General features: G+C 62.3%; 12 protein-coding genes. 5 read left to right on the forward strand and 7 right to left on the reverse strand.

What is annotated here, in order from left to right:
• Position 1: 1 nt before the first annotated feature.
• From IPK66_03785 to IPK66_03805, 5 genes are read right to left on the reverse strand one after another with little or no spacing between them, the layout of a single operon-like run.
• Positions 2-532: a dTDP-4-dehydrorhamnose 3,5-epimerase family protein gene (locus IPK66_03785; GenBank protein MBK8174416.1), complete on the reverse strand. Its 531-nt coding sequence runs from the start codon at positions 530-532 to the stop codon at positions 2-4.
• Complete coding sequence (locus IPK66_03790) at positions 529-1,773, reverse strand: class I SAM-dependent methyltransferase (protein MBK8174417.1); 1,245 nt, start codon at positions 1,771-1,773, stop codon at positions 529-531. Before IPK66_03790 ends, IPK66_03785 begins: the two co-directional genes overlap by 4 nt.
• Positions 1,728-2,849, reverse strand: coding sequence for a CDP-glucose 4,6-dehydratase (rfbG, locus tag IPK66_03795; protein ID MBK8174418.1), 1,122 nt, complete (start codon positions 2,847-2,849; stop codon positions 1,728-1,730). The genes IPK66_03790 and rfbG overlap by 46 nt, the downstream gene beginning before the upstream one ends.
• Complete coding sequence (gene rfbF, locus IPK66_03800; protein MBK8174419.1) at positions 2,837-3,613, reverse strand: glucose-1-phosphate cytidylyltransferase; 777 nt, start codon at positions 3,611-3,613, stop codon at positions 2,837-2,839. The genes rfbG and rfbF overlap by 13 nt, the downstream gene beginning before the upstream one ends.
• Positions 3,610-5,991 (reverse strand): tetratricopeptide repeat protein, encoded by a 2,382-nt coding sequence (locus tag IPK66_03805; GenBank protein ID MBK8174420.1) that lies wholly within the window; start codon positions 5,989-5,991, stop codon positions 3,610-3,612. The genes rfbF and IPK66_03805 overlap by 4 nt, the downstream gene beginning before the upstream one ends.
• A 306-nt stretch (positions 5,992-6,297) precedes the next feature.
• Between IPK66_03805 and IPK66_03810 the strand changes: the two genes are divergently transcribed.
• The 4 genes from IPK66_03810 to IPK66_03825 all read left to right on the forward strand — a co-directional run bounded on the left by IPK66_03810 (position 6,298) and on the right by IPK66_03825 (position 9,058).
• Positions 6,298-6,786: a hypothetical protein gene (locus tag IPK66_03810; GenBank protein MBK8174421.1), complete on the forward strand. Its 489-nt coding sequence runs from the start codon at positions 6,298-6,300 to the stop codon at positions 6,784-6,786.
• 44 nt (positions 6,787-6,830) lie between these two features.
• Positions 6,831-7,283 (forward strand): nucleoside deaminase, encoded by a 453-nt coding sequence (locus IPK66_03815; protein MBK8174422.1) that lies wholly within the window; start codon positions 6,831-6,833, stop codon positions 7,281-7,283.
• A 545-nt stretch (positions 7,284-7,828) separates the two neighbouring features.
• Entirely contained in the window at positions 7,829-8,725 is an 897-nt protein-coding gene (locus tag IPK66_03820; protein ID MBK8174423.1) for a J domain-containing protein, read from the forward strand.
• Between the two features lie 9 nt (positions 8,726-8,734).
• On the forward strand, positions 8,735-9,058 hold the full coding sequence (locus tag IPK66_03825; GenBank protein MBK8174424.1) for a hypothetical protein: 324 nt from the start codon (positions 8,735-8,737) through the stop codon (positions 9,056-9,058).
• Positions 9,059-9,098: 40 nt separating this feature from the next.
• On the opposite strand, the gene IPK66_03830 is transcribed toward IPK66_03825, so the two are convergent.
• Both IPK66_03830 and IPK66_03835 read right to left on the reverse strand, forming a co-directional pair.
• Positions 9,099-10,805: a HAMP domain-containing protein gene (locus tag IPK66_03830; GenBank protein MBK8174425.1), complete on the reverse strand. Its 1,707-nt coding sequence runs from the start codon at positions 10,803-10,805 to the stop codon at positions 9,099-9,101.
• Between the two features lie 81 nt (positions 10,806-10,886).
• Positions 10,887-11,345 (reverse strand): cache domain-containing protein, encoded by a 459-nt coding sequence (locus IPK66_03835; GenBank protein ID MBK8174426.1) that lies wholly within the window; start codon positions 11,343-11,345, stop codon positions 10,887-10,889.
• A gap of 518 nt (positions 11,346-11,863) precedes the next feature.
• Between IPK66_03835 and IPK66_03840 the strand changes: the two genes are divergently transcribed.
• On the forward strand, positions 11,864-12,262 hold the full coding sequence (locus tag IPK66_03840) for a hypothetical protein (GenBank protein MBK8174427.1): 399 nt from the start codon (positions 11,864-11,866) through the stop codon (positions 12,260-12,262).
• The last annotated feature ends 32 nt before the right edge of the window (positions 12,263-12,294 follow it).

Consider the following 12,294-nt stretch of genomic DNA (forward strand, 5'->3'; position numbering starts at 1 on the left):
TTCACCCGCCATAATCGGGCCAGGCGCGGTCGCGCTCCGATATCACCGCCGGTTCGCCCGGCCAGGAAATCGCCAACGCGGGGTCGTTCCAGCGCACGCCGTGAGCATGCTCGGCCGCGTAGGGTACGTCGATCATGTATTCAAGGCGGGCGTGATCGCTCAGCGCGAAAAAGCCATGAGCGACACCCGCTGGAACGAACAGAGCGTTTCCAGTGTCGACGTCGAGTTCAACGGCGACCCAGCGTTGATGGGTCGACGAAGTGCGCCGGACGTCGACGACGACATCGTAAACGCGGCCAGCAATGCAGCGAATGAGTTTGCGCTCCTCTGCCGGCGGCAACTGGTAGTGCATGCCGCGCACCGTACCCGCGCAGTGATTGTGCGAAACGCTGATCTGCGAGGGCACGAAATCAATTCCCGCATCGGCAAGAGCCTGGCGACAATAAACGCGGGTGAACCAGCCGCGCTCGTCCTCCATTATCTCGGGTGTGCCGGTGAGCACGCCCGCAATCGCTGTCGGCGTCCAGATCATCGCGGCGGTTCCCAGACGCTCAGGGCCGGAATAGCCCGGACGAGCCGGCCTTTCCATTCGACGATAGAACCAAGCTGGCGGCCGATCTCGTCTGCGAGGTTCCACGGCAGGACGAGCACATCATCGGGCCGGTCCGTCGCGATGCGTTCGGGAGAGACGACCTCCAGACCGCTGCCGGGAAAAAACAACCCTTGCTTATGCGGATTGCCATCGCACACGTAAAGAATGTCCGATGTGGTGATCCCCGCGGTATCGAGCAGAGTTGCTCCCTTGGCTGCGGCGCCGTACGCGGCCACGCGCCGGTGTTTCGCGCGGGCTTGCGAGAGAAAGCGGCGAAGGCCTTCGCACACCCGCTCGATTCGATCTTGAAAGCCGGCATACGCGCTGCCATCGCCGAGACCAGCCGCACTCTCTGCCGCCCGGACGGCATGGACAGCGGCGCTGATGTCCGCTGCGCTCCCGCTATGACGGACGTGTAGGCGCAGACTGCCGCCATGCGTCGGCAGTTCGTCGACGTCGCTGACGACGAGACCATGGCGGGCGAAGATCGGCTCTAGCGCCAGCATCGAGAAGTAGAAGACGTGTTCGTGATAAATCGTATCGAACTGCGTTTCGGCCAGCAGTCGGAGCACGTGTGGAAACTCAACCGTCCATACGCCGCCAGACGCGAGCAGCCGGGCGATTCCGGCGACGAAACCGTGGATATCAGGGACGTGCGCGAAGACGTTATTGGCGACGATGAGATCAGCGGGGCCGAAGTCCCTGCGCAGGCGCTCGGCAAGGTCCTTGGTGAACCAGTCCACAAGCGTAGGGACCCCCGATGCAACCGCGACGGCGGCGACGTTGGCGGCAGGTTCGATGCCGAGGCACGGAATTCCGCGGGCAACGAAGTTTTTCAATAAGTAGCCGTCGTTGCTGGCGATCTCGACGACGCGGCTCCTCGCTTCGAGGCCAAGACGCGAGATCATCGCCTCGCAGTAGGTGCGGGCGTGCGCCAGCCACGAAGCCGAATAGGACGAAAAATAAAGGTAATCGGAGAACATCGATGCCGGCGGCAGATCGCGATCGAGTTGGACGAGGCGACAACGATCACACACCACGACGCGCAAAGGGTAACGGGCGACCCCTTCGAGCTTGTCCCGCGAAACCAAGCCGTTGGCGAGCGGTGTCCGCCCGAGATCGGCGAGAGTGGTACTCAGCGGCGCGGAGCATCCGCGACATAAGACAGGTCCGGTGAGCATGCAACCTCTTCGAAGTATCTGTCGATCTGCTCTTCGGTGAGTTGCCGGGCGCCCACTTTGTCGCGCAGTACCGCCCGGTACCACGCGGCCGACCAGGCAATGGTTTCGCTGAAGTCGAGATGTGAGTGCCAACCGATCGCAGAAGCGGCTGCCGCCGGATCGAGAGCAAGAAACTCCTTTTCAGGCGTCTCCGATGCGGGCGTGATCTCGATGCGGACGTCCGCGCCGAGAGCGGTTATGAACGCCTTGACCGTTTGTGCCACCGTGTGGCGGGTTCCACCGCCCGGCCCGATGTTGAGCGTTGCCGGAAGCTCGGCGGTGTCGTCCAGCAACGCTTGGCCGTAGAGCAGATAGGCGCGGGCGACATCAAGGACATGCTGCCACGGCCGAGTCGCCGCCGGCGAGCGTAAGGTCAGGGCATGCCCATTGACCGCGGCGCGTATGACGTCGCAGATGAGCCGATCCTCGGCGAAGTCGCCGCCGCCGAGCACGTTGCCGGCGCGCGCCGTGGCAAGACGCACCTGCGATGGCAAGAACCCGCTTGCGGACCAAGCGTGGGCGACGATCTCGGCACACGCTTTCGATGCGCTATAGGGATCATCGCCGCCGAGCGGCGCATCCTCGCAGAAGGCGCCACCATCGTTGATATTACGATAGACCTTATCGCTGGTGATAAGGAGTATGACGCGAAGTCGCCGTGAGCCGCGCAGCGCGTCAAGCAGGTGCACGGTGCCGAGCACATTACTGGCAAGGGTTTCCACCGGCTCCCGATAAGAGCGGCGGACCAGCGCCTGAGCCGCGAGGTGGAAGACGACCTCCGGATCGGCTTCGGCAACGGCGGACGCGAGGGCTTGCCGGTCGCGAATATCGACGAGGCGCGAGTCCAGATTAGACCACGGCGCCAACTGAACAAAAAGACTGGGGGTCGTTTCCGGGGCAAGGCCGATTCCAAAGACGTTCGCACCCCAGCGGCTGAGGATGCAGGCCAACCACGCGCCCTTGAAGCCCGTGTGACCGGTGATCAGCACGCGACGGCCGCGCCAGAACTCAGGATCAACGCGCGCTAATCCGCCCATGTCATCCACGGTGCTCGCGCTTCGGCTATCAGGGTTTCCAAGACCAGTTTGTCGCGCATCGTATCCATCGGCTGCCAGAAGCCGCGGTGGATGAAGGCTTCGAGCTGGCCCGCGGCCGCGATTTGGCGCAGCGGGCCTTCCTCCCACTTGGTCCGGTCGTCGGCAACGAAATTGATCGCCTGCGAAGAGAGCACGAAGAAACCGCCGTTGATCCAGTCTCCGTCGCCCTGTGGTTTTTCAAGGAAGGACGCAACACGGGTTTGATCGAGCGCCAGCCGCCCGAAGCGGCCGGGCGGCTGCACGGCGGTGATCGTCGCCAGCTTCCCGTGCGCACGGTGAAAGTCGATCGAGGCGGAAATGTCGATGTCGGCCACGCCGTCGCCATAGGTCATGCAAAAGCAGTCCTCATCGGACAACAGATCGCGAATTCGCCGCAGTCGGCCACCGGTTTCCGTCGCCTCGCCGGTATCGATCAGGCTTACGCGCCATGGCTCGGCGCGTGAAAGGCCGAAGGTCGTCACATTGGCACGGAAATCGAAGGTGACGTCGCTGCGATGAAGGAGATAATTATAGAAGAATTCCTTGATGACGAATCCCTTATAGCCGAGGCAGACGATGAAGTCGCACACGCCATGGGCGGCATATGACTTCATGATATGCCAAAGGATTGGCATGCCGCCGATCTCGATCATTGGTTTGGGACGCGCGTGCGATTCCTCGCTGATCCGCGTGCCGCGCCCTCCAGCGAGAATGACGGCTTTCACTGGCCGACGACCCGCTCCACCGCGTCGTAGAACGCACGACTGAACCGCTCCGGTTGCCCCAGGGGATGATTGCGAATTTGCCCGCGCAGGCGCAGACGCAGAGCGCGGCGTCGAGACCGGTCTTCGGCGAGTTCGAGCGCCTTGGCGATGTAGCCGTCAATGTCCGTTGCGCATAAATCGGCGAGGCCGGCATTGCTCAGGTTGCTGAGGCTCAGGCGTTCGAAGAATGCCGGCCCCGCGAGGCTGACGACGGGAACGCCCATCCATAGCGTCTCGCACGTCGTTGTCCCGCCGACGTGCGGGAACGTATCGAGGGCGATGTCGATGTCGTTGTAGTGCGGCAGATGGGAGCCGCGCACGGCGGTGTATTCGATACGCTCAGGCTCGATGCCCCGTTTTGCGAATGCTGCCTCGATATTCCGGCGAAACGCCGGCACGCCGCCTTCGGGCCGAACGAACAAGAAGCGTGAACCGGGCGTCGCCGCCATGATACGCGCCCACGCATCCACGCATTGCGGCGTGTACTTGTAGGGATTGTTCATCGTCCCGAAGGTGATGTGGCCTTTGCGCTCCTGTGGAATGGTGCCGATGATTGGAACGTCGACGAAACCCAGCCGCCCCAGGGCCACCCATGTCTCCGGAAGTTCAAAGGGTTTTTCGACGAGCAGCTTCGGATCTTCGGGCTTGATAAACGGGTCGACAAGAATGTAGTCGATGGACGTCAAGCCGGACGAGTGTGGATAGCCGAGCCAGCTCGCACCGATCGGCGCCGGTTTATAGGCCATTACCTCGAGCTTGTTCATTTCCGTCGAGCCGCCCAACTCGAACAATATGTCAAGGTCGTCGGCTGCAATGCCTTCGGCGACCTCGGCCTCCGGTCGCCGGGGCCACCAGCGAAAGCCGTCGACGCGGCCCTCGATCGCCGCTTGCACGTCGTCGCGCTGGCGCTCGTAAAACGAATAACAAAAGACCTCGAACCGGTCGCGGTCGTAAAAATCCAGCAATGGCAGCGCGAAATACGTCACCGGATGCGCGCGCAGGTCGCTCGACATGAAACCGACGCGCATCTTTGCCCGACCGCCGATCGCCGGCGCTACGGGGCGGCGCGGGATTCGTCTCTGCAAAACGTCGCCCAGATCCCGGTGCCAGTCGACGAGACGGTAGCGGTCCTCAGCACTTCGCGCCTGGGCGAGTTCAAGATGAAAGGCGGACAGAAAACAGCCGGCGATCCATGTGGGCGCGAGGTCCTCGAGGGACCCGGCGCAGTCGATCCGATCGAAGTCGACGCAACGAGCGAATACGCCGCGCAAGGTCCGCGCTTCGAAGCGGGCGTGCCTGCCGCAACGATCGGCGATCGAAACGGCGATCTGATAGGACTCCTCGATGTGTGCCGCTTCGTCGCCGTAGCGGCTGCGGTTGAGACTTTCACATAAGGCCGCAGCGATTTCGATCGAGTTCGGCTTTGCGGCAAGGGCGCGACGGAAGTAGCCGTTGGCCGCCTGCCGGTCTTCCTTTTCAATAAAGCGGGCGAGGGCGAAGAGCGCACGCTCGTCATCTGGATGGATCGTCAGAATCTGCTCCAGCCGCTCGCGGGCTTCGTCGGTCCGACCGAGCCGACGCAAGACACGGGCCTCGGCGATGTCGAAGCGGGCGTCGTTCGGCGTCAGTTGCCGGGTACGTGCGATCAGAGCTAGCGCCTTATCGAATTCGCCGGTCTCGATCAGGATCTCGATCAGATCACCGGCGACGCGGGTATCGCGGGGATTAAGTGTGTGACCTCGCTCGAAGCTTCGCCGCGCCTCCACGACGGCACCGCAGCGCTGCTGTGAAACCCCAAGGAGGCGCCAGTGTTCCGGGTCCTTCGGCGCCAGGCGGACGACGCGGGCGAAGGCATCCTGCGCCTTGCGCGGATTGCCGAGAAGGAGCCAGGTATTGCCGAGGTTCACCCATGGCGACAGGGACTTGCCGTCGAGCTTGCGCGCTTGCTCAAAAAACTGGATCGCCTCGTCAAGCTTGCCGCTACGCTTGAGAACGACTCCGAGCAGGTTGGTCAGATCGAACTGTCGCGGCCGCTGGCTGAGGACCTCGCGAAGCAGCCGTTCGGCATGGGCGTTTTCGCCGGCGTCCGACAGGGCGGCAGCGTAGTTGAAGGCGACAGCGTTCTTATCGATCCCCCGCTCCACGCACGATGCGAACGCCTGGACAGCTTCGGTGGGTCGCCCACCAGCGGCGAGGACGAGTGCGAGGTCGCGCCACGCCACGCCGTCGTCGGGCTGGTCCGACAGCCGCTGCTGCAGCAGTGATTCTGCCGCGACGAAATCCTTGCGACGCAGCGCCTCGCGAATGGCAAGAGCCGGCCGCGCCGGGGCAGTGTTCATCGGTTCGGCATCCCGTTGACGAATCCGAAAAATAGAAGGGGCGTCCGGTTACAGTCGAGCGGACCTTCCCCTCTCGCGGTGTGATTGGGCCGGTTCATCATCCCGGCGGCATGGTCGCGCGCCCGAGCGCATCCGTCAATCGCCCAACCGTATGGAAAGATAATGTTCCGCTGAGACGGCTGAACCGCGCCGCGCGGATGAAAGCTTTCGCCAAATCGCCGATAAGCCGCTTGCAAAGCGCGACGCGTGGATTTTTTCTTTTCTGTGACGCTGCGGATCTTTCGCGGCAGAGCGGGAGAGTCCACGATGTCGCGCTTTTTGGTGCTCAGAATTTCGCTGGTCGCGTTCTCGGCCATTTTTCTCGCGAGTTGGGCGGCTGCGTCTGACCTGCCGAGCGCGGCGCAGTGGCAGGGCAAGTATCCATTCGATCTTAAGCCTGGCTTTTACGAAAATGCCGCGTTGCGCGACGCCGGCACCAGGATGCTGGGCGCCAAGGCCTACAAGGACATTCTCCTCGGCTGGAACACGGCGGCGCCGATCCTCGCCGAAGGCGGCACACTGATGGCCTGGAGTTGCAAGCCCCATGACTGCGGCGAAAACAATCAGGCGACGCTGATTGACGGGGATGCCGTCCGCATCTGCATCTATCAAAAGAGTAAGATCACTTGGTACGTGCCGGACAACGCCCGACCGCTGACCAAAGCGGTTACCAACGCGTCGCCGCCGGCTCTCGCCAAGGGGTGTAACTTTCAGACGATTGACGAAGCGCGGCAGAGCCTTAAGGCTATCCACTGAAGCTCCGCTGGCAATCGCTATCGCAGTTCGTCGAGGAGCCTCGGATGGCGGCGATGCGTTTCATGAGCCTTGCCCTGGATGAGGCGCGGGCGGCGGCGGCACGGGGCGAGGTGCCGGTCGGAGCGATCATCGTTGATCCTGACGGCGAGCGAGTCCTGGCGCGCGCCGGCAATCGTGTCGAAGAACTGTCGGATCCGTCGGCGCACGCCGAAATCCTAGTCATCCGACAAGCCGCGGCCATCCTCAAAACGCCGCGCCTTGCCGACTGCGTGTTGTTCGTAACCCTTGAGCCGTGTGCGATGTGCGCCGCTGCGATCGGACTGGCCCGCTTGCGCCGCCTGTATTTTGGTGCGTACGACGCCAAAGGCGGCGGTGTCGTGCATGGCCCGAGACTCTTCCAGCAGAGCACATGCCACCATCGCCCCGAGGTCGTCGGCGGTGTCGAAGAGCGGGCGGCCGCAATCCTCCTCCGTCAATTCTTCTCGGATCGGCGCTAGCAGGCCGTAAGTGGCATGATTGGCTCGGTGGGCGCGGCTTGTTGAGGGAAGAGGTGCTGGGATCGGACAAGCGGTCGAAGGAGCTGTTCTCCTACGTTAACCTTGAAACGCCGGCCCGGAAGGAGCGTCCGCTGCGAGCGATCCGTTCGCTGGCGGATGCCGCGCCGGAAGCGCTCTTGGCCGAGTCCGCTACACTCTCTTCCGGCACCGGCCGGCTGTTGGATCATCGGAAGCGGGCAGATCGTCATGGATGGCTGGTCGAGGTGGCCAGGATCGTGGAAAGTTTGGTGGGCGTGGAAATGCCGCTTCGATGTCGCTCCGTTCGGGGGCGTACTGAGGTAGCCGTTCGATCTTCAGCCAGGGCCGTAGGGCTCGTCGCGACAGCACAAGCGCGACCCGCCCCACCACTTTCCCTACAGGCAAGATTCCCTCCACCAGATTCTGCCGTTGCCGGATGCGATAGCCCTGATTTGGGAGACGCATGGTTTGTCGGCAGCGATGGGTTGCGATAGGATGCCGACTGGCTGGAGCCGCGGGCAAGACGGATAATGCGCGATCCTTACGAAGTTCTTGGCGTCGATAAAGGCGCCGATGCCAAGACGATCAAGTTGGCTTACCGCAAGCTGGCGCGAGCGTTGCACCCCGATCTGCGACCCGGCGATAAGGAAGCGGAAGATCAGTTCAAGGAGGTCACGTCCGCCTATGATTTCCTGACCGACGCGCAGAAGAAGGCGGCGTATGACAAGGGTGAAATCGATGCGTCGGGCGCTCCGCGCGCCGAGCGCCGCTTCTACCGTGATTACGCCGAGACCGGTCCGAACAGTCGCTACGCCGATCCCGGCGAGTTTTTTCACGACTTCGAGGGGGCGGATATTTTCGCCGACCTGTTCCGGGGCGCCCGGCGCGACGCGCGCAAGGTGCGCGGCGCGGACGTGCGTCAGCACATCGAGGTTGATTTTCTCGACGCCGTCAACGGGGCTCAGCGCGAGATTCTCCTGCCCGACAGCCGGCGCCTGAAGGTTACCATTCCGGCGGGGACGACCGACGGCAAGACGCTGCGGCTTAAGGGGCAGGGCGGCCCGAGCACGATGGGTGGTCCATCCGGCGACCTGCATCTGACGCTCAAGGTCCGTCCGCATCCAGTGTTCATCCGCAAGGACAACGATATCCTCGCCGATCTGCCGGTCACGCTCAGCGAAGCGATCCTTGGCGGCAAGATCGAGGTGCCGACGGTCGACGGGCCGGTCAGCATGACCATACCGAAGGGTTCGAACTCGGGGACCCGCATGCGCGTCCGCGGCAAGGGGGCTCCCGCGCCCGGCGGCGGTCCGCGCGGCGACCATTACGTCACATTGACCGTCATGCTCCCCGATCCGCCGGATGCGGACCTGATCCGGCTGATCGAACAATGGAGTGCTACCCATCCCTACCGGGTGCGGTGAGGGCGAGAGATGCCAAATTTCGACGATATTCTGCGCATCCACCACTTGCAGCACGTCGAGTTGCAGGCGTGGATCGAACACCGCTGGGTCCGTCCGCGGACGACGGATCAAGGGTTTGTCTTCGATGAGCTGGACGAGGCGCGGATCGGTCTCATCCGGGAACTGCGCCAGGAACTCTCCGTCGATGAGGAGGCGCTCGACGTCGTTCTGTCGTTGCTTGACCAGCTCTATGCCACGCGCGGCGTGCTGAGGCGCGTCGAAGAGGCTATCGGCGCCCTGCCGCCGCCGTTACGCGAGGCAATTCGCGCCAGGCTACAGCCGAACGAGTCGTAAGGTCGGTTGGGGCCGCGCGACCGGTTGGGACGCGCAGCTTTCAGGCGGCACGGACCCCGCTGAGGAAGTCTCCAACAATTCGGCGCAGCGAATCCGACTGCGTTCCGAGGCCGGACGCGGCGGACAGCACGGCCGTTGCCGCTTGGCCCGCCTCGCCGGCGGCACCGCCGACTTCGACGATATTGGCCGAGACATCGCGCGTGCGCTCGGCGGCGTACTGGACGCTGCGGGTAATTTCATGCGTCGTCGCCGTTTGCTGCTCCACCGCCGCCGCGATCGCCGATGCGGAATGGTTCACCTCGGTGATCGTCTGGGCGATATCGCGGATCGCTTCGACCGCCGATGTGGCAGCCGCCTGGGTGGCGGCAATATGGTTCGAAATTTCCTGGGTGGCGTCCGCCGTCGCTTGAGCAAGGGACTTGACCTCGCTTGCGACGACAGCGAAGCCCTTGCCGGCCTCACCGGCGCGCGCGGCCTCGATCGTCGCGTTCAGTGCGAGGAGGTTGGTTTGCGCTGCGATGTTGCTGATCAGGCCGACGACCTCGCCGATGCGCTCGGCGGTGGTCGACAGCGATGCGACGATCTCGTTGGTCCGGTCAGCCTTCTCGGCGGCGAGCTGCGTGACCCTGGCCGATCCGCTCACCTGCTGGCCAATCTCGGCGATGGTTGCCGATAGCTCTTCCGCCGCGACGGCGACGGATCCTACGCTGGACGATGCTTCTCCGGCGGCAGCGGCAACCGCGTTGGCCCGATTTCCGGCACAGTCGGCGACGCCGGCGACAGATCCGGCTCGCTTCCGGATCTCCTCTGTCGAGGCGGAAATGCCGGCCATGGCTGCCGTAACGCCCGCCTCAAACTGGCTCGCCAGCCGTTCGACCGTCTGCGCGCGCTGAGCCCGGGCGTCCTGCTCTCGTTGCTGCTCTGCGGACAGACGGTCGGCCTCACGGCTTTGCATGCGGAGCACGTCGATCGCCCGGGCAACCTGACCGATCTCGTCACCCTGATCGAGCGCCGGAATCTGTGAGTCGTATTCCTTCGCGGCAATGCGCGGTACCGCCATCGCCAGACCGATCATTGGCGCGGTGAGAACCCGGCTGATGTAGATCGCCACGACGATGGCCAAGGCGGCAACCGCGGCGATTACGGCCAGAAACGTCAGCCGCGCCTGGTTCATCGACGATTTGAGCGCGGAAACGCCGTCGGCACGGCCCTTTTTCAGTTCACTCAGAGCCCGATCGAAAGTCTCCGAGAAGGCGTCGAACTTTCGTTGCGTGCCGGTCATCATGGTCAGGGCGGTTGCCGCATCGCCGTTGGCCATATCGATGACACTAATGGCCGACTTGATATACGCGGTGAAGCCCGTCTCCAACGCTTCGGCCTCTTGTGACGTGATCCCAGCGGTGATAACCGCTGTTTTCATCGCTGCGAACGCGCCGGCGAATGCCTTGAAGTCGCTGATCGTCTCTTTTGTCATCTCGTCGAGCTTGGCTTCGTCGTCCTCGTTCGCCGCGATCGAGATAACGCGGTAAAGTTGACTTTCCTTGTGATTGATTGCAGACGAGAAATCGCTGGCGACGATTGAAGGCTCAATTGTATCTCGCGCCAAGCGATCGATGCCGAAGGCGTTTGTTGTCAGTAGAACAAAAGCGTAGGCACCGAGCCCGACCATGGCAGCGATCATCCCCGCCGGCACCATCAGGATTTTCAGTTTGACTGGAACATCCTTGAAACGGACGTGCATCGACATTTTCTTCTCGTCTGGCGGGCAATAAAATAACGCCGCTATATTATAAACCCGCATTTTGCGGGTAATATCGCAGTATGATTTTTAAGATTTATATATTCCACCGCAGACGACAGAATTGTCCAGTTTTTCACAATACATCTGCTTTGGCTCAATTTTTTTTGTTGTTGGATTTGTGAATTTATAGTCTTGCCAAAACGATTGCTTAGTCTTTGCAAGTTCCATGCGCTCTTTAATGTAGTATTTTCCGTCAACATCCTGAATATCGATGAGGTCCTTGCCGATCAGCTTCTTGTTAGCGCCGTGAGCGAGGCATTTTCCATCGAGAGAATAGACGACGATATAGAGATCGCGGTCGACGAAACCGCCTTCACGGTCGTCAATCTCGGAATAGACTTTTTCCGCTCCATCGGTTTTGATGGCAGCCGCTGCTTGCTTCACCATCGCCTCCGCCTCTGCGGCGGTCGCCCGATCCTCGGCGAAGGCGGGGGCGGCGAGGAAAAGCGCACACAAGGCTCCCGACAGGAATGATTTGGCATGCATCGCATTCTCCAGGTCAATGTCTCGGGTATGCCCGACTGGAATCGGGCTCGATCACCAAAGGGTAACGGCCAAAGGTGAACAGCCGGTTACCAGCTCGCCTGGAAACGGCGGCTGAATTCTTCATCGGCCGCTGTTGCCGCGGCTTGCACCCACGATGGCTTTTGTTTAGTCGGATGGCCCATCGGCCGCTTGCCAAGGTCCTGGGCCAGGCACTGGGATCGGGCACACGCAGGGGCCGCAAGCGCGCACCGTCACGGTTGTAGCGGGGCGATCCGGCCATCAGGAAGTCGTGCGATGAACCAGGTCATCGGGTTGTTTCCGACGCCGTTCATGCGGGCAACGAAGGTACTCGACGATGCGGTCTTGCCTCCTTTCTCGTCACTATTGAGGCATCAGAATGGAAGACGAACACAAAATCCGACCTTCTCGCTCACACTGAAACCGTCGGCCCGCAGATCAAGGGGCCGTTTGCCGCGATCCGTAAGCTGATTACGACCAAACTCGCGGAGTCCGGCGCGGTGCTGTTCGGCGAGACATTGCCTTGGTCGATCCGCGGGATGTGGGTCAACGTCCTCGATACCGGCGGTCACCAGGCGCCGCACATCCATGCCAACAGCTTCATTTCGGTTGTCGCCTACCTAACCAGACCGCACCCATCGACGTTGACGGTGTTCCTCCGCCGGCTCGGCGGTAGTGAATTCGTCTTCAGCAACCACAACAAGAATGCCAGCATCAACCCGTTCAACGGTGAGAAGTGGATCGTGCCGACGATCGATCCGGGCGATGTCATCTTGTTCCCGAGCTACCTGCTGCACCAGGTGCCGACGAACCGGGGTGAGCGGCGGATCACCATTGCCTTTAATGCCGTTCCCTCGCGGCTTGACAATTGGGGGTACAAGGTCCGCTTTTCCGGCTAACCGGTCGCATAAGCCGCACCGGAGCGGGAACA

Source organism: Rhodospirillales bacterium (genome assembly GCA_016712595.1).
In the GTDB taxonomy this organism is placed as follows: Bacteria; Pseudomonadota; Alphaproteobacteria; order Rhodospirillales; family Defluviicoccaceae; genus Defluviicoccus.

Coding starts and splice junctions, on each gene's coding strand:
- IPK66_03785 (MBK8174416.1), bottom strand. CDS start 532: ATGATCTGGACGCCGACAGCGATTGCGGGCGTGCTCACCGGCACACCC.
- IPK66_03790 (MBK8174417.1), bottom strand. CDS start 1,773: ATGCTCACCGGACCTGTCTTATGTCGCGGATGCTCCGCGCCGCTGAGT.
- rfbG (MBK8174418.1), bottom strand. CDS start 2,849: ATGGGCGGATTAGCGCGCGTTGATCCTGAGTTCTGGCGCGGCCGTCGC.
- IPK66_03805 (MBK8174420.1), bottom strand. CDS start 5,991: ATGAACACTGCCCCGGCGCGGCCGGCTCTTGCCATTCGCGAGGCGCTG.
- IPK66_03810 (MBK8174421.1), top strand. CDS start 6,298: ATGTCGCGCTTTTTGGTGCTCAGAATTTCGCTGGTCGCGTTCTCGGCC.
- IPK66_03815 (MBK8174422.1), top strand. CDS start 6,831: ATGGCGGCGATGCGTTTCATGAGCCTTGCCCTGGATGAGGCGCGGGCG.
- IPK66_03825 (MBK8174424.1), top strand. CDS start 8,735: ATGCCAAATTTCGACGATATTCTGCGCATCCACCACTTGCAGCACGTC.
- IPK66_03830 (MBK8174425.1), bottom strand. CDS start 10,805: ATGTCGATGCACGTCCGTTTCAAGGATGTTCCAGTCAAACTGAAAATC.
- IPK66_03835 (MBK8174426.1), bottom strand. CDS start 11,345: ATGCATGCCAAATCATTCCTGTCGGGAGCCTTGTGTGCGCTTTTCCTC.